A 20985-nucleotide genomic window follows, 5' to 3' on the forward strand; every position below is an offset into this window, starting at 1 on the left:
GCGCCATGAAACTCCCTGGCGCTTCCCGCATCGGTGCCACATGGCAAGAAAACCTGTTGCGCCTGCGATCCAGACTGGACGATGTGTTGCCTTGGGGGTCAGGCAGGCGATCCCTGTGGGCGGCCTTGATCGCCTTGGTGCTGGCGGTGCTGGTCACGCTGGTGTGGCTGGCAGGCCGCTACGAAGCCAGCCAGGTTCAGGCCGAGCTGGAGCGCGACACCGCCAACGCCGTGAGCGACCTGCGCAGCAGTTTGTCTCGCCAGGTCCAGGCTTTGCAGGCCTTGCAATCAAGCCACTTGGCCCCCCTGACCTGGCAACCCGAAGCCCAGGGTTTGCTGCGCGACAACCGCGATGGCTTGCGCATTGAATGGCGCGACAAAGACTGGCAACTGCTGTCGTTTGCAGACTCGCCCTTGCGTGCGCCCGCATTTGAACGCATCGCACGCTCCGACGTGCTGAACGAAGCCGCACAAGCTTGCCAGCGTGGCAAGCGCTTGAACGGCCCCGCCTATTCAAGCACTTATTTTTTGCCACAGACCGATGGCCTGGGCATGGAGGTCATGGAACTGTGCCTGCCCATGACACAGGCCGGCGAACTCACCGGCTACACGGTGGTGACCTACGGCCTTCAAGAAATGCTGACTGAACGGCTGGGCAGCACATTTGGCCGCCGCAACGAGTTGTCCTTTATCGAGCCAGATGGCACGCGTCTGGCCATCGCGGGCACCCAGCGCCGGGAACGCCGGGTCTTCACCGCCCAACAACTGGTGGACTTGCCTGGCAACACCCTGTTGCTGCGCATGGATGGCCGCCGGGGTGAGCCCGACCTGTTTCCCAATGTGCTCACGGCGCTGGTCACGGGCATGTCGATTGCGCTGATCACGGTGATGGTTTTGCTGGCCAAGGATTCCCGGCGTCGTCTCAAAGCCGAACGCGACTTGGCCGAGGCCCTGGCTTTTCGCAAAGCCATGGAAGACTCATTGGTCACCGGCTTGAGGGCACGCGACCTGCAAGGACACATCACGTATGTGAATCCGGCGTTTTGTCAGATGGTGGGCTGGGACGCCGAAGCACTGGTCGGAAAAAACGCGCCAATGCCCTATTGGCCACCGGAAATGGTGGACGAATACCAGCAACGCCAAGCCATCCGACTGGCGGGCAATGCGCCGCCGCGTGAAGGTTTTGAGTCGGTCTTCATGCGACAAGACGGCACGCGTTTTCCTGTCCTGATCATCGAAGCGCCGCTGATCAGCGTTCGGGGTGAACAAACGGGCTGGATGGGTGCCGTGATCGACATCAGCGAACAGCGCCGCATCGAAGAACTCTCGCGGGCCAGTCAGGAGCGCCTGCAAGCCACCGCCAGACTGGCCACCGTCGGCGAAATGGCCTCTTTGCTCAGCCACGAATTGAACCAACCCCTGGCCGCCATTTCGAGCTATGCCAATGGCTCGCTCAACCTGCTCAAAGACCCGCAAGCCGAACCCCAAACACTGGACGATGTGCACATGGCGCTGCGGCGAATTGCCGAACAGGCCGAACGGGCCGGGCGTGTCATCAACAGCGTGCATGACTTTGTGCGCCGCCGCGACCAGGCGCGCGAGGCCGTGGCCCCGCAAGCCTTGCTCGACGCCATATCGCCCTTGGTCAACCTTCAAGCACGCAAGCTGCACGTGCGCGTGCACATTCGGGTCGAGGCGCGGCTGCCTGCGGTGTGGTGTGACCGCACCATGGTTGAACAGGTTTTGCTCAACCTGGCGCGCAATGGCATGCAAGCCATGGACCTGCCGCAATGCCAGGACAGGGTGCTGATCTTGCAGGTCAAACGCAGCGCATCCGAGACCGAACCCAGGGGGGTCGAATTTTCGATCACCGACGTTGGCGCAGGCATCGACGCCGATGTCGCTACCCAGCTGTTCAACCCTTTCTTCACCACCAAAGCCGAGGGCATGGGCCTGGGCCTGAGCCTGTGCCGCACCGTGATCGAGCAGCACGGCGGGCATCTGGCGTTTGAACCACACGCCCCCAAAGGCACCGTCTTCCGTTTCACGCTGCCCGTGGCGTCTGGCAACGCCGCCCCCGCCACCCCCTAAAATCGCGCCATGCACCCACCTTTTGACAGCATGGTCTACATCGTTGACGACGACATTGGCGTGCGCGAAGGCATGGCGTGGTTGCTGCGCACACGGCGGCTGTTGAGCGAGTCATACGACAGTGCCGAAGCGTTTCTGGAGATGCTCAACCACGCACCCCAAACTTCGTTTTTGCCCCAACAAGCTGCGTGCATCTTGCTCGACGTGCGCATGCCCGGCATGAGCGGACTGGCCTTGTTTGAGCAACTGCAAGCCTGCGGCATCGCCCAGGCTTGGCCCGTGATTTTTTTAACGGGGCACGCCGATGTGCCCACGGCCGTGGACAGCGTCAAGCGCGGGGCTTTTGATTTTTGCGAAAAACCGTTTTCTGACAACGCCTTGGTGGACCGTGTGGAACAAGCCCTGTTGCTTTCACAAGAACGCCTGACCGCCCGCACACAACAAAGCTTTTTGCAGTCACGGCTGGAAGAGCTGACCGAGCGGGAGCGCGATGTGATGCGCCTGGTGGTGGAAGGCTTGCCCAACAAACTGATCGCCGATCAACTGGACATCAGCGTTCGAACCGTCGAAGTGCACCGCTCACGTGTGTTCGACAAGATGGAAGTCAAATCAGCAGTCGAATTGGCCAACCTGATGCGGACCTTGACATGAACCAGGCCACACGGATGCCCCACAAATTCAGCCGCATCACAACCACGGTCGTGACGCTGGGACTCATGGGACTCGTTGCCGTTTTAACCGGGTGCTCATCACCCGGCATGCGTACTTCGCCAGATGGGCCATCCAGCACATCAAGGCCCCAAGCGGATCAACAGACGCCGTACAACGCGCCTTACCACCCCAAGCGCAACGACCTGGCCTTGTTTGCGATGTCCTTGCTGGACACCCCTTACAGCTGGGGAGGGCGAGGGCCTGCCACCGGGTTTGATTGTTCAGGGCTGGTCTCTCACGTCTACCGTGAGGCAGCAGGCTTGCCGGTGAAAGGCACCTCGGCCGATCTGGGCCAAAAATCACGCCCCATCGATCGGACAAACTTGCAACCGGGCGACCTGGTGTTCTTCAACACCTTGGGGGCGCGTCATTCGCATGTGGGTATTTATGTCGGCGATGGCCGCTTTGTGCATGCCAGCAACCCGCGCACCGGCGTGCGCATGGACCAACTGACAAACCGTTACTACGCCCAGCGCTTTGAAGGCGCAGGCACGCTGCTCGACTGAGCTCGGCCGATCACGGCGCCTTGTCGTCTGCGTCGGATTTGTCAGGCGGCGGCAGCTCACCTTTGGACCGTCCGGAAAACATGGTCCACCACACAATCCCGATGAAGACGGCCAAGGCCAGCAAAGCTTCCAGCAAAATAAGGACCATGAACAAATTTCCGTTTCTTTGGATGACCCGGATACGTTCCGGTTGGTTGTTGGCCGCGATTGTAGGGAGCTTGGTCGGCTGTTCGGTGGCCCCGGTGCTGGATGAACCTGCTCCGCCAAGCCCATCAGCGACATCACCCGCGATCGATCAAGGCCCTCTGCCGGCCATGATCTTGCAGGCGAAAAGCCGTTGGGTGCCGGTGCACTGGTCCGATTTGCCAGGCCTGGAGGCTGACGCCTTGCACGAAGCCTGGCCCGCCTGGCTACAAAGCTGCTCGCGGCCCGCCAAACCCTGGGCCGCACTGTGCCCGGATATCCGGCAACTGGCCAATGCCTCGGCACAGGACCAACGCCGCTGGATGCGGGAAAAATTGCAGCCTTACCGCGTGGAGTCTCATGAAGGCCAGGCACAGGGCAAATTGACCTCTTATTACGAGCCGCGTTTCGACGCCTCCAGGTTGCCGCGTGCAGGGTTCAACATACCGCTGTATGCACCGCCAACGGGGCTGAGCAAAAACACCCCTTGGTTCAGTCGCCAGGAAATCGAGACCCAAGCCCAAGCGCGCAACGCCTTGCGCGGTAAAGCGCTGGTTTACCTGGCCGACCCCATTGACGCCATGGTCCTGCACATTCAGGGTTCCGGCCTGATCAACGTCACCGAGCCCGATGGCAGCCAACGCACCGTGCGCATGGCCTTTGCCGGGTCCAACGAACACCCCTACAAAAGCATCGGCAGCTGGCTTTTGCAACAAGGCTTGCTGAAAGACGCCTCTTGGCCCGGCATCAAGGACTGGATGGACCGCAACCCTTCGCGTGTGAACGAGCTGCTCTGGAAAAACCCCCGATTCATCTTCTTCAAAGAAGAACCCCTGCCAGCAGGCACCACGCCACAGGGGCCCAAAGGCGCACAAAACGTTCCCCTGACGGCTGGCCGTTCCATCGCCATTGATCGCAGCAGCATTCCTTATGGCACGCCTGTCTGGCTGATTTCAAAAGGGCCTCAAGTCGCACTGGACAAACTGGTCATGGCGCAGGACACCGGCAACGCCATTGTGGGGGCCGTGCGCGCCGACTATTACGCGGGCTCGGGCAAAGCGGCAGGCGAGTTTGCAGGGCGGATCAACCAAGCCCTGCAACTGTGGGCGCTGTGGCCTCGATGAGCTTGTCGTGCCGCCCGGGCTGCGCGGCCTGCTGCACCGCCCCGTCCATCTCATCCCCCATCCCAGGAATGCCCAACGGCAAGCCCGCAGGGGTGCCCTGCGTGCAGCTGGACGACCAACTGCGTTGCAAGATTTTTGGCCAACCGGGTCGCCCAGCGGTGTGTGGGCAACTGCAAGCCTCACTGGAGATGTGCGGGCCGCAAGACGATGGCGGGGTGTTTGCCCGCGGCTATCTGATGCGACTAGAGGCTTTGACACGGCCGGACTGATGCCAGAACATACGCACTTCACGCCATTACCCCACTCGACCATGTTGCTTCAACCCCAAAATATCGCGCTGTTTTTCACCGTCGCCTTGCTGGCGGTCACCGCTTATTTTTTGCTCGGCTCGATACCGCTGCTCACCCTCAAACACGACAACCCGGTGGATGCGCGATTCATCCGCTCTTTCTACATCACCTATTACAAAATCGCGCTCACCACCGCCGTGGGCACGACCATCAGCTACGCCCTGGCAGGGCGACCGGCCTTCGCCATAGGTGCGGCGGCCATCGCCACCCTGACACTGGTGCTGCGCAACCAATTCATCCCCCGGATGGACCAGCTGGCCCCGCAAATCCTGGCCGATGAAGTTGAAGCCATCCCCGCCTTCCGCAAGATCCACAAGTCAGCCATCCTGATCAACACCACCCAACTGCTGGCGATTTTGGGAAGCCTGGGGATGGTCTGAGCGGCAGCACTTGCTGCGCAAGGTCTCAATCAGTCCATCACTTTGAAGCACCGTCTGGCCCATAACGGACCTTGGGGAGGCGCGCGGCCATGCCCCGAGTGGTCCCCAACATCTAATCCACAGTCTCCAAGACGTCATCGCCATGACGTCTGTGTCGTTAAGCTGGCGGTTCATTTTTACCCGGAGTCTGTCCATGGCCTTTGACATCCCTTCCCTCAAAGACAGCGTGCACGCTGACGAATGGCAGCTGCGGGTGGACCTGGCGGCGTGTTACCGGCTGGTGGCGCTGTATGGCTGGAGCGACTTGGTGTTCACCCACATCAGCGCCAAATTGCCCCATTCGGTGGCAGGGGATGACCACCAGTTTCTGATCAACCCTTACGGTCTGATGTTTGACGAAATCACCGCATCCAGTCTGGTCAAGGTGGACATGGCTTGCAACAAACTGCATGACAGCCCCTTCCCGGTGAACCCGGCAGGTTTTGTGATCCACAGCGCGGTGCACGAAGCCCGGCCCGATGCCGGTTGCGTGCTGCACACCCACACCAGAGCCGGTGTGGCCGTCAGCGCCCAGGCCCACGGTGTGCTGCCGATCAGCCAGCAAAGCACTTTTGTGCTGGCCTCGTTGGCCTACCACGGCTACGAGGGCGTGGCGATCCGTGACGACGAAAAGGCCAGACTGCAAGCCGACCTGGGCTACGCCAATTACCTGATGTTGCGCAACCACGGTCTGCTCACGGTGGGTAAAACAATTGCCGATGCGTTCTTGTCGATGTACACGTTCGAGAACACTTGCCGCATCCAGGTGGATGCGTTGGCAGGACAATCCGGGGCGACAGACCTCACGGCCGTGAACCCCCAAATTCTGACGGGTGTGGCCAACGCCATGCGTGTGCAAACCGGTGGTTTGGGCGGTGCATTTGTCTGGCCGTCCTTGCTGCGCAAGCTGCAACGCGAAAATCCCGATTACGCCAGTTGAGGCGCGACCTCTTCACTTTTCTTTCTTTTGAATTGCACACATGACCTCTTTGTTTGAACCTTGCCAAGTTGGCGCCATAAACCTGGCCTCACGCATCGTGATGGCCCCTTTGACCCGCAACCGCGCACCCGGCGCACTGGCCAACGCGCGCATGGCCACCTATTACCGCCAACGCGCCAACCCGGCCACGGGTGCGGGCCTCATCATCACCGAGGCCACCGCCATCAGCCACCAAGGCCAGGGCTATGCCGATGTGCCCGGTATCTGGAGCGATGCTCAAGTGGCCTCGTGGAAACAAGTCACCGATGCCGTGCACGCCGAAGGCGGCAAGATCGTGATGCAGCTGTGGCATGTGGGCCGGGTGTCTCACACCAGCTTGCAGCCAGGGGAGGTCGCGCCCGTGGCACCGTCGGCCATCACCGCCAAAACCAAAACCGTGTTGCTGGTGAATGGCCAAGCCCAATTCATGGACACATCTGCCCCGCGTGCGCTGGATGCCAAAGAGCTGCCCGGCATCGTTGAAGACTACCGCCGCGCCGCCGCCAACGCCATCGCGGCCGGCTTTGATGGCGTTGAAGTGCATGCCGCCAACGGTTACCTGGTCGATCAGTTTTTGCGCAGCGGCAGCAACCACCGCACCGATGCTTACGGTGGCAGCATCGAAAACCGCGCCCGTTTTCTGAACGACGTCATGAGCGCCGTGGTGGCAGAAATTGGTGGCCAGCGCACAGGCATTCGCCTGTCTCCTGTCACCCCCGCCAACGACGCCAGCGACGACGAGCCTCAACCCTTGTTTGAACACGTTGCACAGTTGTTGGGCCCCATGAATCTGGCGTATGTGCATGTGATCGAAGGCTCGACCGGTGGCCCCCGCGACCACCAGCAAGGCGAACAAGCTTTTGATTACGCCGCGCTGCGACAGGCCTACACCGCCGCCGGCGGACACGGCGCGTGGATGCTCAACAATGGCTACGATCTGCCGATGGCCGAGCAGGCGCTGGCGCAAGGCGCTGATCTGGTAGCATTTGGCCGCCCCTTCATTGCCAACCCAGACCTGAGTGCACGGTTGCGGCAAGGCGGCCCGTTCAACACCCCCGATCGCAAAACCTTTTACGGTGGCGACGACACGGGCTACACCGATTACCCATTTCTTTCCACCACCGCAGCTTCATGAACCACGTTTCACACCGGCACAAGGCCTTTTTCCTGTTGATGGGTCTGTTGTGCTTCTTCAATGCGGAAGCCGGTCGGCCGTTGACCGTGGACGACGCCAACGTCAACGAAGTGGGAGAAGGCCACGTCGAGGGCTGGTGGGCACGTGCTCCAAACGGATCACGCAGCTGGACCCTGGCACCAGCCTATGCACCCGTTCAGGGTGTAGAACTTGGTGCGGGCATCGCTCGCGAGCAGAAAACGGGGCTCGAAACACTGAATGTCCAAGCCAAGTTCCGCATCACCGAATCGCAAGAAAACGGATGCAATGGGGGTGCGGTCTTGGGGGCAGTCCGAACCACCGGCGAGACATCCAAGGGGTACGTGAATGCCTTGTTCACCTGCAATCACGCCAGGCTGGGCAGCTTGCACACCAATTTGGGAGCGCTTGATTTTTCCAGCCGCCAACGTGTCAGCACATGGGGGGTGGCTTGGGAGCGCGCTTACGGTGAAATCACCGCACATGTGGAAGTCTATGGACAACAACACGACAAGCCCACCTGGGCCACCGGCTTGCGCACCAACATCCTGCCCAAGTTACAGCTGGACGCCAGCGTAGGTCGCCAGGCCGGTCAAAACCTGGTGACCATCGGGTCCAAATGGATGTTCTGAAAACCGTGAAAACCTCAACCCAAACCAATGGGTGAAGGTGCCCGAGTCACTATCAAGCTGAACAGTTTTTCAAATTCTTGTGCAGGGAGGTAATGGCCCGTGAGCGGGTCGGCGTTTTGGGCAAACGCCGCATCCAGCACACGCCAGTCGTCTTCTGAAAAACAGCGTTCAGCTTCCAGCAAGATGACGGATTCTTCCAGGCTCATGTGCTCCAGATAGAAGTTGACGTATTTTTCAAACGCTTCTTCAAACACCGCGCGCCGTGCATCGCCAAGCAACTCCCAAGCCAGCAACAGGTGCTGCATGTCTCGGGCGGCTTTTTCGCTGTACATGTGATCGCGCTCCAACTTGTCGATGGCACCCATCACCTTGGGTGCCAGTTTGACAACTTTGGGAAACAACAAATTCGATTCTTTTGGGTGGTGCAAGCGCTCTGGAAATTCATCGATGTAGAACAGCATGGCTCGAACCACGTCAAAAAAGTTGCGCCGCTCTTCTGCAGGACCGCGTTTGACCATCATGCGCATGGACTGAAGCATGGCCGCCAAGGAGGCGTGTTCGTCTCGAATGACTTGCAAACTGCTGTGACTTTTCATGGGTCTCTCCGACAAGGTGTTGCCACCAGTTTGAAGAATTTCGGACTTTGATGTCGTGACCCAAGTCAAGAAAACGCCAATGAGCAACACCGCCGTTTGCAAAGGCCCGTAGTCAACCCCTTGTCACCGCTCAGGGTTTCCAGCGCTTGAGCAAAAGCGCATTGCTCATCACGCTCACCGAGCTGAGCGCCATCGCACCACCAGCAATCACGGGGTTCAGGTAGCCCAGCGCCGCCAGCGGTATGCCCGCCACGTTGTAGGCAAAGGCCCAGAACAGGTTTTGCCGGATCTTGGCGACGGTGCGCGCCGAGATATCAAGCGCCGCGCCCACCAGCGCCACATCGCCGCGCATGAGGGTGATGCCTGCCGCGTGCATGGCCACATCGGTGCCGTTGCCCATGGCCATGCCCACATCGGCGGCAGCCAGCGCGGGGGCATCGTTCACGCCGTCGCCCACCATGGCCACAATGCGTCCACCCTCGCGCAGTTGTTGCACCTGCGCCGCTTTGTCGCCAGGCAACACATCGGCCAGCACTTCGCCATCTTCAGGCCGCAGGCCCAGGCGGCGTGCCATGGCCTCAGCGGCGGCCTGGTTGTCGCCCGAGATCATCACCAGCTTCAGACCGCGTTCGCGCAAAGCTTTCAGCGCTTGGGCAGCCCCGGCTTTGGGTTCGTCGCCAAAGGCCATGAGCAGCAAACCCTGCACGCCGGTGGCGGTGCGCTCTGCCAATGCCGACACGGTCGCACCTTGCGCCTGCAGTGCGGTCACATCTGCCGCCCACAGCGCCGGGTCCATGCCTTCTTGTTGCAACCAGCGCAGGCTGCCCAGCAGCAACTGACGACCATCAACGGTGGCCTGTACGCCACGGCCCGACACAGCCGCCAAATCAGCGGGCGTGGTCAGGTTCAGGCCCTGTGCTTTGGCGACGCTCACCACGGCACGGGCCAGCGGGTGTTCGCTGCCAGTTTGCACGCTGGCCGCCCAGGTCAAAACAGTGGATGCATCTTGCCCGGGCGCTGCCACATGCTGCGTGAGGCGTGGCTGGCCCACGGTGAGCGTGCCGGTCTTGTCAAAAGCCACGGTCTGCACCCGGTGCGCCATCTCCAGCGCTTGCGCGTCCTTGATCAGGATGCCGTGTTTGGCAGCCACCCCGGTGCCCGCCATGATGGCCACGGGCGTGGCCAGACCCAACGCACAAGGGCAGGCGATCACCAACACCGCCACCGCGTGGATCAGCGCCGTTTCAAAGTTCGCTCCCACGAACAGCCACACGGCTAACGTGATCAATGCCACCAGCAAAACCACGGGCACAAACACCTCGGCCACCTTGTCCACCAAGCGCTGGATCGGCGCTTTGGCCGCTTGCGCGTCTTCCACGAGCCGAATGATGTGCGAGAGCACGGTTTCGTGGCCCACGGCCGTGACGCGCATCAGCACGCGGCCGTCGCCATTGATCGAGCCGCCGGTGAGCTGAGCGCCCACCGTTTTGGACACCGGCAAAGGCTCGCCAGTGAGCATGGATTCGTCGACCTGGGTTTGCCCTTCAACCAATTCACCATCCAGCGGAAAGCGCTCACCCGGGCGCACCACGATCAGGTCGCTGGTCAAAATTTCGTCCACCGGCACATCGACTTCGCCGTCCTCGCCCATCCAGTGCGCCTTGTCGGGCCGCAAGGCATGCAAAGCGCGAATCGCTTCGGTGGTCTGGCGTTTGGCACGGGCTTCCAACCACTTGCCCAGCAAGACCAAGGTAATGACCACGGCCGAGCCTTCAAAGTACAGGTGCGGCGCATGGTGGCCGCTCGATGTGAGCCACAACCAGACCGAGAGCAACCAACCGGCGGTGGTGCCCAAAGAGACGAGCAAGTCCATGTTGCCCGTGAATGCTTTCAGCGCGTGCCAACCGGCCTTGTAAAAGCGCGCGCCCAAAATAAACTGCACCGGCGTGGCCAACGCAAACTGCAGCCAGGCAGGCAGCATCCAGTGCTGGCCCCACAAATCACCCAACATGGGCAACACGAGCGGTGCAGACAGCACCAGACCAAAAGCCACTGGCGCAAACCCGGCCCAAGGCGAACTGTTGTTGGCGGCGGCTTGCGTTGCTTCGAGAGATCGCGGCTCGTAACCCGCATCGCGTACAGCGCGTCGCAACCGGGCGTCGGTGGTGTCAGCGGAATCCACAGATATGCGTGCCGTTTCAGTTGCCAGGTTCACCGTGGCCGAAGTCACCCCAGGCACCTTGTTCAGGGCTTTTTCCACACGCGCCACACATGAAGCGCAGGTCATGCCGCCAATGCCAATGTCAATGGTCTGGGTGTCGTTCTTGATCTGTGTCATATCGGGAGATGTGTTTTCACTTATGCTTTGAACACAACCCTTGAGGGTTTGTTTGAAAGATACATCATGAACCAGATTTTCACTGTTGAAGGCATGACCTGCGGCCACTGCGAAAAAGCCGTCACCAAAGCACTGCTCGCGCTGGATGCACAAGCCAAAGTCGTGATTGACCGCGCACAAAACAAAGTGCAGGTCGAATCGGAACAAGTCCGCGAAGCACTGGCCAAAGCCATCGCCGATGAAGGCTACCGCGTCGCGGCCTGAATTCACCGATCTTTACAAATCACAGCACATGGGCCACATCTCAGACACATGGTCGGATCACACTGACCCCATCCCATCACTGAAAGGATGTTTCCCATGAAATCGATTCGCACTTCCCTGATCGCCGCCAGCTTGATGCTTGGCCTGACTGGTTTGACCCTGGCCCAAACAGCCCCCGAAACCAAAACCAATGGCCCTCGCGCTGAACGCATGGACAAAATGCACGCCAAAATGGGCGAGCGCCATGCCAAACATCTGGCCGATCTCAAAGGCAAACTGAAACTGGAAGCCAGTCAGGAGTCCGCATGGACGGCATTTGAACAAAGCATGCAAGCACCTGCCAAACCCCTGGCGCGTCCTGACCGAGCCGCCATGGAAAAGCTGACGACGCCTGAACGCATTGACCAAATGCAAGCGCACAAAGCCCAGCGCGATGCCGAAATGCAAAAGCACGCAGACGCCAGCAAAACTTTTTATGCTGCGCTCAATGCCGGACAAAAGAAAGTGTTTGATACAGAAACCGCTCGTGCCATGCACAACAGTGGCATGCGCCACGGCGAAGGCCATCACGGTCACCATTGAAAGCGATGACAAGCACCGCTTGTCTCACAATTCAGGCCGCTCTCTGAGCGGCCTTTTTATTTCATTTTTGAATTTGACACACATCAAGTCTTGAAAAACAGAGGGTGGTTAAGCTTTGCACATGCCTCAAACACCACACCCTGATACCGCGCAGACACGTTCTGGCGTTTTTTTACCGCCCATCTTGCCCATTTTGAAAGACCAACCCATGCAATGGCTGGCACTGGGATTCAAGGACATGGCCAAAGCCCCCTTGCTCAGCATCATGCATGGCTTGGTTCTGGCCGCTGTGGGCGGCTTTATCGCCTTGTTGGCACACGATCAGTTTTGGCTGTTGGTCGGTTATTTGTCAGGCTTCATGGTGGTTGCACCCGTATTGGCCACCAGCCTTTACGCCATGAGCCGCGCCATGGAGCGTGGCGAAAACGTCAATTTCGATTTGCTGGTGCAAACCTGGACACAGTGGCAACTGCGCTTGCGCCACCAACCCGACAGCTATTGGAGTTTGATCCGTTTTGGTTTGTTGTTGGGTTTGGCGGCCACCGGTTGGGTCATCACCTCGGCCGCCCTGATCACTTTGCTGGCACCCTTGCCGATCCACACACCTGTTGATTTCATACGCCATGTGGTGCTGGCCAAAGAAGGTCATTTGTTTGAACTTTGGGTTGGGCTGGGCGGCATGATGGCTGTGCCGGTCTTTGCCTCCAGCGTGGTGTCCATGCCTTTGTTGCTGGACCGGCGCGTGACGGTCTTGCAAGCGGTGTTGACCAGCTGGAAGGCTGTGTTGACCCACCCATTTCAGATGACCTTGTGGGCCTTTTTGATCATCGGGTTCAGCATGCTGGGCATTTTTTCCCTGTTTTTGGGTCTGATATTGGTCATTCCCATGCTGGGCCATGGCAGCTGGCACGCTTATCGGCACCTTGTCGATGTGTCAGACCTTGAAGAACGCATCACTGTGCAGGGTGAACTGTGATGTTCGGATTCAACGAAGAACAATTCGCCTGGTTTGGCCTAACGATTGGCATTGGCGCATTCATGCTCTACATGCTGTTCATCATCGGACAGCTGGCATGGGAATCCAAAGCCGGAAAATTTGGAACGTTTGTCATTTTTTTGGGATTGGCATTTGGCATGCTGGGTTTTGTGGCCAAAGGTGTCATTCAATGGTTGCTCGAAACATGAAATCCATTTCTGGATAACCCTGTGGATAAAAAAACAACAAGCGGCAGGTTATCCACAGCTTGATGTGCTGGCCAGAAGTTGTTCATTTTTCTGAAACACCAAAAAACCACGGCCGCACACACGTTCACAACGTATGCAAGTCCTTGTCAGACATGAAAAAAATACGCTTGTCCACACACAAGGGCTGCCCTTATCTACTACCACTATTTAAAGATATAAATCTATAGAGAAAGAACAAAGAACAACTGCGCTGTTAAGATTTGCGTCTTTCCTTCCCTGATGGCACCATGGCGATCGTTTCAGAAGCATCCCTTTCAAACTGTTACGACATCAAAAGCGCCGACTTGTCTTTGGTGGCTTTGGTACTGAAAACCACAGACATCGCGTCCATTTCAAAGGCTTTGGTTGAACAAATGGCCGAAAGCCCAGGTTTTTTTGACCAAGACCCTGTGATCATCGATGTCAGTTCATTGACTGTTGAACAAGACACCCCATCAATCGACCTTGTAGCTTTGTTGCCTCTTTTGCGCGAACATGGTTTGGTGCCTTTGGCCATCAAAGGGGCTCAGGATCAACTTTTGGCACAAGCCAAGGGGGTGGGTCTGGTGGATGCAAGTGACGCTCGCATTCGGCGTTCTGTGCCTCTTGCTGACGTTGTTCAGAGCACACCAAGTGTTGAACCAGTCCTTGTTCCTGTTGAGGCGCCGGTGGCCTTGGGTCCCATGGTGATCGACAAACCTTTGCGTTCAGGTCAGCAGGTGTATGCCAAAGGTCGGGACCTCATTGTTTTGGCCATGGTGAATGCAGGTGCCGAAGTCATTGCCGATGGGCACATTCACATTTATGCCACGCTGCGTGGCAAGGCCATCGCAGGTGCTCGCGGCAACACCCAGGCGCGCATCTTTGCGCAAGCCATGGAACCCGAATTGATTTCCATCGCAGGCATTTACCGCACCAGCGAAAATGCCTTGCCCAAAGACGTCTTGGGAAAAGCCGCCCAAGTCTGTTTGCAATCAGGCCTTGAAGGTGACAAGTTGTTGGTGTCGCCCCTCAAGACCTGAACATTTGAATTTGTATTGATCTCTTGTCCAAGAAAGAAAATCCCATGGCAAAAATTGTTGTTGTGACTTCCGGCAAAGGCGGCGTGGGTAAAACCACGACCAGCGCCAGTTTTGCCACTGGTCTGGCACTCAAAGGTTTCAAAACGGCTGTGATCGACTTCGATGTGGGTCTGCGCAATCTTGACCTGATCATGGGTTGTGAACGCCGCGTGGTGTATGACCTGATCAATGTAATCCAGGGTGAAGCCAACCTGAACCAAGCCTTGATCAAAGACAAACAGTGTGACAACTTGTTTGTGCTGGCCGCTTCGCAAACGCGTGACAAGGATGCCTTGTCTCAAGAAGGTGTTGAAAAGGTTCTGAACGACTTGAGCAACATGGGTTTTGAATACATCGTTTGCGATTCCCCTGCGGGCATCGAAACAGGCGCTTTGATGGCGATGCACTTTGCCGACGAAGCGCTGGTGGTGACCAACCCTGAAGTGTCTTCGGTGCGAGATTCAGATCGCATCCTGGGCATGCTGGGCAGCAAGACCAAGCGCGCGATTGAAGGCATGGAGCCCATTAAGGAACACTTGCTGATCACCCGTTACAACCCCAACCGGGTTGAAGATGGTCAGATGTTGTCGCTGCAGGACATTCAGGACATCTTGCGCATCAAGTTGTTGGGGGTGATTCCTGAAAGCGAAAACGTTTTGCAGGCGTCCAACCAGGGCACTCCGGCGATTCACATGGCGCAAAGCGATGTGTCCGAAGCCTACAAGGATGTCATTGACCGTTTCCTGGGTGAAGACAAACCCATGCGCTTCACGGAAGCCGACAAGCCCGGCTTTTTCAAACGTTTGTTCGGAGGCAAGTGAACCATGTCGTTTCTTTCCTTCCTCTTGGGCGAAAAGAAGAAAACCGCCAGTGTGGCCAAAGAACGGCTGCAAATCATCTTGGCCCACGAACGCAGTGGCCGCAATGCCGCTGAACCCGACTACTTGCCCGCCTTGCAGCGTGAGTTGGTGGCGGTCATCAGCAAATACATCAAGATCAATCCAGATGACATCAAGGTGAACCTGGAGCGCCAGGACAATCTGGAAGTGCTCGAGGTGAAGATTGAATTGCCTGATGCACGTTGAAATTTGAAGACGCTTTAGCAAGCGTTGCTTGCTAAAGCGACGGTCTTTGCAGTTGCACTGCCCAAGAAAGCCACCTTCACAGGTGGCTTTCTTTTTTCAATGGCCGTTCAGTGAAGCCCACAACGCGCGCGCTGCTTTCAGGTTGCGTTCTTTGACATGGCCAAAGCCCTTGATGTTTTCGGGCACATTGGCTATTTGCAAAGCATGCGCGTGGTTTTCAGAGTTCAGGTTTTGAATCACCTGTTCAAGGTGCTGCATGTATTCACCGATCAGGGCGCGCTCTGTCTGACGCTCCTGTGTTCGACCGAAAATGTCGAAAGGCGTTCCACGCAAACCTTTGAGTTTGGCCAGCAACTTGAAGCCTGTGAGCATGGAAGGGCCAAATTTTTGTTTGACCAATTCGCCTTTGTCGTTGTGCTTGGCCAAAAGTGGCGGCGCCAGGTGGTAATGGATTTTGAAGTCCCCTTCAAAACTGCTGGCGATGCGTTCCAGAAACCCTGACTGTGTGTGCAAACGGGCGACTTCGTATTCGTCTTTGTAGGCCATCAACTTGTACAAATGACGCGCCACCGTTTCCGTGAGCACGGTTTTGCCCAAAGGTGCTTCTGCCCATTGCACACGCTGAACAAAGTTTTGATAACGTGCTGCATAAGCGGCGTTCTGGTAGTCGGTCAAACGGCGCATCCGATTGGCCACCAGATCTTCCAGCGTTTCACGCTTCTTGAACTGAATGACTTGTGACGGCTGGATGTGCTGCATCAGCACGTCCAGTTGGTGCGCCGCATGGCGGCCCCACTCAAAAGCAGCCAGGTTGTTCTTGACCTGCACATCGTTGAGTTCAATCGCACGCATCAAGGACTCGCGGTGCAGGGGCACCCAGCCTTTTTGCCAGGCGTAACCCAGGATCATGGGGTTGACGTAAATCGTGTCGCCCATGAGTTGCTTGGCCAAGGCATCGGCGTCAAAAGCGCCAACGCCTTCCACGCCCACTTGCGCCGTGATTTCTGCGACACATTGTTCAGCCGGGTTTTGCCAGTTGCCATTTTTCACAAAGGCGGCAGTGGGCGTGCTGTTGCTGTTCAGCGCCACATGCGTGCGGCCTGCGCGCATGCGCAAGGTGGTTTCCTTGGAGGCGCTGACGATGGGGTCGCAACCGATGATCAGATCCGCCGCGGCCATGCTCACGCGTGTGGTGCGGATATCGTCTTGCGTGTTGGCCACCAAAATGTGGCTCCATGTGGCACCGCCTTTTTGGGCCAAACCTGCAGAGTCTTGCGTGACGATGCCTTTGCCTTCCATGTGTGCAGCCATGCCCAGCAATTGTCCGATGGTGATGACACCTGTGCCACCAACCCCTGCGACCACCATGCCCCAGGGTTGGGTGATGGCAGGCAGTGTGGGATCGGGCAAGTGGCCCAAGTTGGCAGGGTTCAATGTGCCTGTGCTGGACGACGACTTCTTTTTGAAGCTGCCGCCTTCCACGGTGACAAAGCTTGGACAAAAGCCTTTGAGGCAGCTGGTGTCCTTGTTGCAAGTGCTTTGGTTGATGGTGCGTTTGCGGCCGAGTTCGGTTTCCAGCGGCTCCACCGACAGGCAGTTTGATTGCACACCGCAGTCGCTGCAGCCCTCACACACCTCTTCGTTGATCATCACGCGCACGGCAGGGTCCACCATGGTGCCGCGCTTGCGGCGGCGGCGTTTTTCTGTGGCGCAGGTCTGGTCGTAAATGATGACGGTGGTGCCTTTGATTTCGCGCATTTCGCGCTGGATGCGGTCGAGCTCATCGCGGTGGAACACGCGCACACCTTCGGCCAAAGCCACGCCATCGTATTTTTCGGGTTCGTCGGTGACGACCACAATGCGTTGCGCGCCTTCGGCCTTCATGCTCATGGCGATTTGCACCACGCTGTGGCCTTCGGGGCGCTCGCCCACTTGTTGGCCACCGGTCATGGCTACCGCATCGTTGTACAGAATCTTGTAGGTGATGTTCACACCCGAGGCCACGCTTTGGCGCACGGCCAGAATGCCACTGTGGAAATAGGTGCCGTCACCGATGTTGGCAAACATGTGCTGGTCGGTGCTGAAGGGTTGTTGGCCTGTCCATGGCACACCTTCGCCGCCCATTTGGGTGAAGCCCACGGTGCTGCGGTCCATCCAGATGCTCATGAAGTGGCAACCAATGCCCGCCATGGCGCGTGAGCCTTCTGGCACTTTCGTGGAAGTGTTGTGTGGGCAGCCCGAGCAGAACCAGGGTTGGCGTTCGGCCGCTGCGCCGAGCGTCAGCGTTTTCATGGCCAGGTCTTTGCCATCGAGGACAGTCAAATGCGCGTCGATGCGGGCGGTCGTCTCGGCATCGATGCCCAATTTTTTCAGTCGCTTGGCAATGGCGCGCGCAATGATGGCAGGCGTCAGGTCGGCATTGGCGCGCAGCAAGGTGCGCTCGGTCGGATTGGGGATCGACCATTCACCGCCAGACACATCGCCATCGGCTTCGTCGAATTTACCCAGGATGTTGGGTCGCACATCGTCACGCCAGTTGTAGAGTTCTTCCTTGAGCTGGTATTCGATGACCTGGCGCTTTTCTTCGACCACCAGGATCTCGCGCAAGCCGGTCGCAAATTCGCGGGTGGTTTGTGCTTCGAGCGGCCAGACCACGCCCACTTTGTGCAAACGGATGCCCAAGCGTTGGCAGGTGGCATCGTCCAGCCCCAAGTCAAGCAGGGCCTGCCTTGTGTCGTTGAAGGCCTTGCCGCTGGCGATCAGGCCAAAGCGGTCGTTGGGTCCCTGGATGACGTTGTGGTTAAGCTTATTGGCGCGGATGTAGGCGAGGGCTGCGTACCATTTGTAATCAAACAAACGCGCTTCTTGCTCCAGCGCGGTATCGGGCCATCGGATGTGCACACCGCCGGGGGGCATCACAAATTCGGGCAGCACGATTTGCACACGTTCAGGGTCGATGTGGGCGGTGGCGCTGGACTCGACAATCTCCTGAATCGTCTTCATGCCTGACCAGATGCCGGCAAAACGGCTCAAAGCGATGGCGTGCAGACCTTGGTCGAGGATGTCCTGTACGCTGGCCGGGAAGAACACCGGCAGGCCGCAGGCCTTGAAGATGTGGTCGCTTTGGTGGGCTGCGGTGGAGCTTTTGGCCACATGGTCGTCACCGGCCACCGCCAGCACGCCCCCCCAAGGTGTGGTGCCCGCCATGTTGGCGTGTTTGAAGACATCGGAGCAACGGTCCACGCCGGGGCCTTTGCCGTACCAGATGCCGAACACGCCATCGAATTTGTTGGAGCCCGCCGGGGCAAAGCCCAGCTGCTGCGTGCCCCACAAGGCGGTGGCGGCCAGTTCTTCGTTGACGCCGGGCTGAAAGACGATGTTTTGCGCTTTCAGGTGGTCTTTGGCCTTCCACAGGGATTGGTCGTAACTGCCCAAAGGCGAGCCCCGGTAACCACTGATGAAGCCCGCTGTGTTTTTGCCCTGCAGTGCGTCGCGTTGGCGCTGCAACATGGGCAGTTTGACCAGGGCCTGAACCCCGCTCATGAAGGCACGGCCGACGTCGAGGCTGTATTTGTCGTCCAGTGTCACCGTCTCTAAAGCCTGGCGAATCGATTCTGGCAATGGGGCATTCATGGCGTGTGTCCTGCGGCTGAAATTGAAAGCACAGTGTAGGACGGCCCAGCCGACAGGTGCTTGCTTTCTGTGACAGGATTTGCCCTATGATTTGAAAGAATCTTGCTTAAAAGAGGTTGTTTTGGAAACATTGAATAAATTTGACTGGGCGATATTGAATGAACTGCAGCGCGATGGGCGCTTGACCAACGCCGAATTGGCGCAACGCGTGGGTTTGTCTGCCGCGCCTTGCTGGCGGCGTGTGCGCGCCCTGGAGGAGTCGGGCGTCATCAAAGGCTACCGCGCCGAGATCGATCGCCAGAAAGTGGGCTTGGATGTGTTTGCCTTTGTGCGGCTGGATGCCGAACGCAACCGGGGTGACGTGACACGGCAGCTTGAGGAAGCCATTTTGAAGATTCCGGAAGTCATTGCCTGTCACTACATCAGCGGCACCGGCACCTTTGAGCTGCAGGTGGTGAGCAAAGACCTCAACACCTTCAGCCAGTTTGCCCGCGATGTGCTGATCAACCTGCCCAATGTGAAAGACCTGCACACCAGTTTTTCATTGGGTGAGGTCAAGGCCGCGGGGGCCTTGCCGCTCAAACCCTGAGGGCAGCTGTTGCGGTCTGTCTCAACCGCAGCCACTCAGCCGCCAGCACATCGGCGGCTGGGTGCTCAGGGGTACAAACCACGCAGTTCTCGCGCTTGCAAAATGCGCGTGCAAGACACGATGAAGGTGGCGGTGCGCAGGCTGACGCGGTGTTCCTTGGCCACTTGCCAAATGGCGGCAAAAGCCTCGCGCATGATGCGCACCAAGCGGGTGTTGATGTCGTCTTCACTCCAGAAAAAGCTGGAGAAATCCTGCACCCATTCAAAGTAGCTCACCGTCACGCCCCCGGCGTTGGCGATCACATCGGGCACGACCAGAATGCCCCGCTCGTGCAGGATGTCATCCGCCTCGGGCGTGGTGGGGCCGTTGGCCCCTTCGATCACCATGCGGGCCTGGATCTGGTGGGCGTTGGCAGCGGTGATTTGTTGCTCCAGCGCGGCCGGGATCAGGATGTCGCAGTCCACCCCCCAGAACTGTGCATCTTCGAGCGCCTCGGCCGGGGCAAAGCCCTTGACACTGCCGTTCTCGCTGACATGGCGCAGCAAGGCGGGCACATCCAGACCAGACGCTTTGTAGAGGGTGCCGCCGTGGTCTTGCACAGCGACCACCGTGGCCCCGGCCTGGGCAAACAGCTTGGCGGCGATGCCGCCTACGTTGCCAAAGCCCTGCACGGCAATTTTGGCTTGGGTGATGTCGAGGCCCATGTGCCCGGCGGCTTCCTGGCCCACGGTGAACACGCCACGCCCGGTGGCCTCGCGCCGCCCCAAGGAGCCGCCCAGCGCAATGGGTTTGCCGGTGACCACGCCTGAGGCCGTGGCACCTTCGTTCATCGAATACGTGTCCATCATCCAGGCCATGATTTGCTCGTTGGTGTTCACATCAGGCGCGGGGATGTCTTTGGTCGGGCCGATGATGATGCCGATCTCGCTGGTGTAACGGCGCGTCAGGCGTTCGAGCTCGCCGCGTGACAAGGTTTTGGGATCGACCCGAATGCCGCCTTTGGCCCCGCCAAAGGGCAGGTTGACCGCCGCGTTTTTCACCGACATCCAGGCGGACAGGGCCATGACCTCGGACAGGGTCACATCCTGGTGAAAGCGCACGCCGCCTTTGCCGGGGCCGCGGCTGGTGTTGTGCTGCACGCGATAGCCCTCAAAGTGGGCCATGGTGCCGTTGTCCAGCTCGATGGGCACGTCCACGATCAGGGCGCGCTTGGGGCGCTTGAGGGTTTCGACCCAGCGCGAGAGCGAGCCGAGGTAGGGCGTGACGCGGTCGACCTGCTGCAGGTAAATGCCCCAGGGGCCCAAGTGTTCGGCGTTGAGATAAGAGGGCAAGGCGTGCGCGCTTTTGACGGAGGTGCTTGCGGGGGAATTGGACATGTTTTGTCTCCTTTCGTGAAACTGACGGGTCGTCAGTGGTGCGAATGGTAGACCGGGCATGCGCCCCCGTCCAAGGCCGCTTGGCTGTCA

Annotated in this window: 22 protein-coding genes; 17 read left to right on the forward strand and 5 right to left on the reverse strand. The window is 58.6% G+C overall.

The window, feature by feature from the left end; translation table 11 throughout:
- The first annotated feature begins 5 nt into the window (after positions 1–5).
- From B9Z33_RS03280 to B9Z33_RS03290, 3 genes are read left to right on the forward strand one after another with little or no spacing between them, the layout of a single operon-like run.
- The gene (locus B9Z33_RS03280; protein WP_108285560.1) at positions 6–2090 is read left to right on the forward strand and encodes a sensor histidine kinase; all 2085 of its coding nucleotides are present in this window, start codon (positions 6–8) and stop codon (positions 2088–2090) included.
- Between the two features lie 9 nt (positions 2091–2099).
- On the forward strand, positions 2100–2741 hold the full coding sequence (locus B9Z33_RS03285; protein ID WP_108285561.1) for a response regulator transcription factor: 642 nt from the start codon (positions 2100–2102) through the stop codon (positions 2739–2741).
- A complete protein-coding gene (locus B9Z33_RS03290; RefSeq protein WP_233252715.1) occupies positions 2738–3307 on the forward strand; it encodes a C40 family peptidase in 570 nt (189 codons plus the stop codon). The genes B9Z33_RS03285 and B9Z33_RS03290 overlap by 4 nt, the downstream gene beginning before the upstream one ends.
- Before the next feature lie 10 nt (positions 3308–3317).
- Here B9Z33_RS03290 and B9Z33_RS15575 read toward each other — a convergent pair whose 3' ends face one another.
- Positions 3318–3455 (reverse strand): hypothetical protein, encoded by a 138-nt coding sequence (locus B9Z33_RS15575; protein ID WP_199220271.1) that lies wholly within the window; start codon positions 3453–3455, stop codon positions 3318–3320.
- Between B9Z33_RS15575 and B9Z33_RS03295 the strand changes: the two genes are divergently transcribed.
- The 6 genes from B9Z33_RS03295 (at position 3409) to B9Z33_RS03320 (ending at position 8147) form a co-directional block, all read left to right on the forward strand.
- Positions 3409–4614 carry a murein transglycosylase A gene (locus B9Z33_RS03295; protein ID WP_233252716.1) on the forward strand — a complete coding sequence of 402 codons (1206 nt, stop codon included), beginning with the start codon at positions 3409–3411 and terminating at the stop codon, positions 4612–4614. The two genes, B9Z33_RS15575 and B9Z33_RS03295, sit on opposite strands and share 47 nt — an antisense overlap.
- Positions 4611–4883, forward strand: a complete 273-nt coding sequence (locus B9Z33_RS03300; protein WP_199220297.1) for a YkgJ family cysteine cluster protein — start codon at positions 4611–4613, stop codon at positions 4881–4883. Before B9Z33_RS03295 ends, B9Z33_RS03300 begins: the two co-directional genes overlap by 4 nt.
- Before the next feature lie 41 nt (positions 4884–4924).
- The gene (locus B9Z33_RS03305) at positions 4925–5344 is read left to right on the forward strand and encodes a hypothetical protein (protein ID WP_108285562.1); all 420 of its coding nucleotides are present in this window, start codon (positions 4925–4927) and stop codon (positions 5342–5344) included.
- A gap of 193 nt (positions 5345–5537) precedes the next feature.
- Positions 5538–6323, forward strand: a complete 786-nt coding sequence (locus tag B9Z33_RS03310) for a class II aldolase/adducin family protein (RefSeq protein ID WP_108285563.1) — start codon at positions 5538–5540, stop codon at positions 6321–6323.
- 40 nt (positions 6324–6363) lie between these two features.
- Positions 6364–7497, forward strand: coding sequence for an alkene reductase (locus tag B9Z33_RS03315; RefSeq protein WP_108285564.1), 1134 nt, complete (start codon positions 6364–6366; stop codon positions 7495–7497).
- The gene (locus B9Z33_RS03320) at positions 7494–8147 is read left to right on the forward strand and encodes a hypothetical protein (RefSeq protein ID WP_108285565.1); all 654 of its coding nucleotides are present in this window, start codon (positions 7494–7496) and stop codon (positions 8145–8147) included. The genes B9Z33_RS03315 and B9Z33_RS03320 overlap by 4 nt, the downstream gene beginning before the upstream one ends.
- Before the next feature lie 14 nt (positions 8148–8161).
- On the opposite strand, the gene B9Z33_RS03325 is transcribed toward B9Z33_RS03320, so the two are convergent.
- Both B9Z33_RS03325 and B9Z33_RS03330 read right to left on the reverse strand, forming a co-directional pair.
- On the reverse strand, positions 8162–8743 hold the full coding sequence (locus B9Z33_RS03325; protein WP_108286129.1) for a hemerythrin domain-containing protein: 582 nt from the start codon (positions 8741–8743) through the stop codon (positions 8162–8164).
- Between the two features lie 130 nt (positions 8744–8873).
- Positions 8874–11081 carry a cation-translocating P-type ATPase gene (locus tag B9Z33_RS03330; RefSeq protein ID WP_108285566.1) on the reverse strand — a complete coding sequence of 736 codons (2208 nt, stop codon included), beginning with the start codon at positions 11079–11081 and terminating at the stop codon, positions 8874–8876.
- A gap of 66 nt (positions 11082–11147) precedes the next feature.
- On the opposite strand from B9Z33_RS03330, the gene B9Z33_RS03335 reads away from it, so the two are divergent.
- The 7 genes from B9Z33_RS03335 (at position 11148) to minE (ending at position 15297) form a co-directional block, all read left to right on the forward strand.
- Complete coding sequence (locus tag B9Z33_RS03335) at positions 11148–11345, forward strand: heavy-metal-associated domain-containing protein (protein ID WP_108286130.1); 198 nt, start codon at positions 11148–11150, stop codon at positions 11343–11345.
- A gap of 96 nt (positions 11346–11441) precedes the next feature.
- Entirely contained in the window at positions 11442–11927 is a 486-nt protein-coding gene (locus B9Z33_RS03340) for a Spy/CpxP family protein refolding chaperone (RefSeq protein ID WP_108286131.1), read from the forward strand.
- A 121-nt stretch (positions 11928–12048) separates the two neighbouring features.
- Positions 12049–12903 carry a DUF2189 domain-containing protein gene (locus tag B9Z33_RS03345; protein WP_108285567.1) on the forward strand — a complete coding sequence of 285 codons (855 nt, stop codon included), beginning with the start codon at positions 12049–12051 and terminating at the stop codon, positions 12901–12903.
- Positions 12903–13112, forward strand: coding sequence for a DUF2788 domain-containing protein (locus B9Z33_RS03350; RefSeq protein WP_199220272.1), 210 nt, complete (start codon positions 12903–12905; stop codon positions 13110–13112). Before B9Z33_RS03345 ends, B9Z33_RS03350 begins: the two co-directional genes overlap by 1 nt.
- A gap of 287 nt (positions 13113–13399) precedes the next feature.
- Positions 13400–14173, forward strand: a complete 774-nt coding sequence (gene minC / locus B9Z33_RS03355) for a septum site-determining protein MinC (protein ID WP_108285569.1) — start codon at positions 13400–13402, stop codon at positions 14171–14173.
- Between the two features lie 44 nt (positions 14174–14217).
- Complete coding sequence (minD, locus tag B9Z33_RS03360) at positions 14218–15033, forward strand: septum site-determining protein MinD (RefSeq protein ID WP_108286132.1); 816 nt, start codon at positions 14218–14220, stop codon at positions 15031–15033.
- A 3-nt stretch (positions 15034–15036) separates the two neighbouring features.
- Complete coding sequence (minE, locus tag B9Z33_RS03365; RefSeq protein WP_108285570.1) at positions 15037–15297, forward strand: cell division topological specificity factor MinE; 261 nt, start codon at positions 15037–15039, stop codon at positions 15295–15297.
- Between the two features lie 96 nt (positions 15298–15393).
- Here the strand turns inward: minE and B9Z33_RS03370 are convergent, their stop codons facing one another.
- Positions 15394–18930, reverse strand: coding sequence for an indolepyruvate ferredoxin oxidoreductase family protein (locus B9Z33_RS03370; RefSeq protein ID WP_108285571.1), 3537 nt, complete (start codon positions 18928–18930; stop codon positions 15394–15396).
- A 121-nt stretch (positions 18931–19051) separates the two neighbouring features.
- On the opposite strand from B9Z33_RS03370, the gene B9Z33_RS03375 reads away from it, so the two are divergent.
- On the forward strand, positions 19052–19519 hold the full coding sequence (locus B9Z33_RS03375; RefSeq protein ID WP_108285572.1) for an Lrp/AsnC family transcriptional regulator: 468 nt from the start codon (positions 19052–19054) through the stop codon (positions 19517–19519).
- Positions 19520–19584: 65 nt separating this feature from the next.
- On the opposite strand, the gene B9Z33_RS03380 is transcribed toward B9Z33_RS03375, so the two are convergent.
- A complete protein-coding gene (locus B9Z33_RS03380) occupies positions 19585–20895 on the reverse strand; it encodes a Glu/Leu/Phe/Val dehydrogenase (protein ID WP_108285573.1) in 1311 nt (436 codons plus the stop codon).
- Between the last annotated feature and the right edge of the window lie 90 nt (positions 20896–20985).

Origin of the sequence: Limnohabitans sp. T6-20 (genome assembly GCF_003063505.1) — a bacterium.
In the GTDB taxonomy this organism is placed as follows: domain Bacteria; phylum Pseudomonadota; class Gammaproteobacteria; order Burkholderiales; family Burkholderiaceae_C; genus Limnohabitans_A.

Bases quoted from the DNA above. Each gene is read 5' to 3' on its own strand.
- B9Z33_RS03280 (WP_108285560.1), top strand. From the start codon at position 6: ATGAAACTCCCTGGCGCTTCCCGCATCGGTGCCACATGGCAAGAAAAC.
- B9Z33_RS03285 (WP_108285561.1), top strand. From the start codon at position 2,100: ATGCACCCACCTTTTGACAGCATGGTCTACATCGTTGACGACGACATT.
- B9Z33_RS03290 (WP_233252715.1), top strand. From the start codon at position 2,738: ATGAACCAGGCCACACGGATGCCCCACAAATTCAGCCGCATCACAACC.
- B9Z33_RS03295 (WP_233252716.1), top strand. From the start codon at position 3,409: ATGAAGACGGCCAAGGCCAGCAAAGCTTCCAGCAAAATAAGGACCATG.
- B9Z33_RS15575 (WP_199220271.1), bottom strand. From the start codon at position 3,455: ATGGTCCTTATTTTGCTGGAAGCTTTGCTGGCCTTGGCCGTCTTCATC.
- B9Z33_RS03300 (WP_199220297.1), top strand. From the start codon at position 4,611: ATGAGCTTGTCGTGCCGCCCGGGCTGCGCGGCCTGCTGCACCGCCCCG.
- B9Z33_RS03305 (WP_108285562.1), top strand. From the start codon at position 4,925: ATGTTGCTTCAACCCCAAAATATCGCGCTGTTTTTCACCGTCGCCTTG.
- B9Z33_RS03310 (WP_108285563.1), top strand. From the start codon at position 5,538: ATGGCCTTTGACATCCCTTCCCTCAAAGACAGCGTGCACGCTGACGAA.
- B9Z33_RS03315 (WP_108285564.1), top strand. From the start codon at position 6,364: ATGACCTCTTTGTTTGAACCTTGCCAAGTTGGCGCCATAAACCTGGCC.
- B9Z33_RS03320 (WP_108285565.1), top strand. From the start codon at position 7,494: ATGAACCACGTTTCACACCGGCACAAGGCCTTTTTCCTGTTGATGGGT.
- B9Z33_RS03325 (WP_108286129.1), bottom strand. From the start codon at position 8,743: ATGAAAAGTCACAGCAGTTTGCAAGTCATTCGAGACGAACACGCCTCC.
- B9Z33_RS03330 (WP_108285566.1), bottom strand. From the start codon at position 11,081: ATGACACAGATCAAGAACGACACCCAGACCATTGACATTGGCATTGGC.
- B9Z33_RS03335 (WP_108286130.1), top strand. From the start codon at position 11,148: ATGAACCAGATTTTCACTGTTGAAGGCATGACCTGCGGCCACTGCGAA.
- B9Z33_RS03340 (WP_108286131.1), top strand. From the start codon at position 11,442: ATGAAATCGATTCGCACTTCCCTGATCGCCGCCAGCTTGATGCTTGGC.
- B9Z33_RS03345 (WP_108285567.1), top strand. From the start codon at position 12,049: ATGCCTCAAACACCACACCCTGATACCGCGCAGACACGTTCTGGCGTT.
- B9Z33_RS03350 (WP_199220272.1), top strand. From the start codon at position 12,903: ATGTTCGGATTCAACGAAGAACAATTCGCCTGGTTTGGCCTAACGATT.
- minC (WP_108285569.1), top strand. From the start codon at position 13,400: ATGGCGATCGTTTCAGAAGCATCCCTTTCAAACTGTTACGACATCAAA.
- minD (WP_108286132.1), top strand. From the start codon at position 14,218: ATGGCAAAAATTGTTGTTGTGACTTCCGGCAAAGGCGGCGTGGGTAAA.
- minE (WP_108285570.1), top strand. From the start codon at position 15,037: ATGTCGTTTCTTTCCTTCCTCTTGGGCGAAAAGAAGAAAACCGCCAGT.
- B9Z33_RS03370 (WP_108285571.1), bottom strand. From the start codon at position 18,930: ATGAATGCCCCATTGCCAGAATCGATTCGCCAGGCTTTAGAGACGGTG.
- B9Z33_RS03380 (WP_108285573.1), bottom strand. From the start codon at position 20,895: ATGTCCAATTCCCCCGCAAGCACCTCCGTCAAAAGCGCGCACGCCTTG.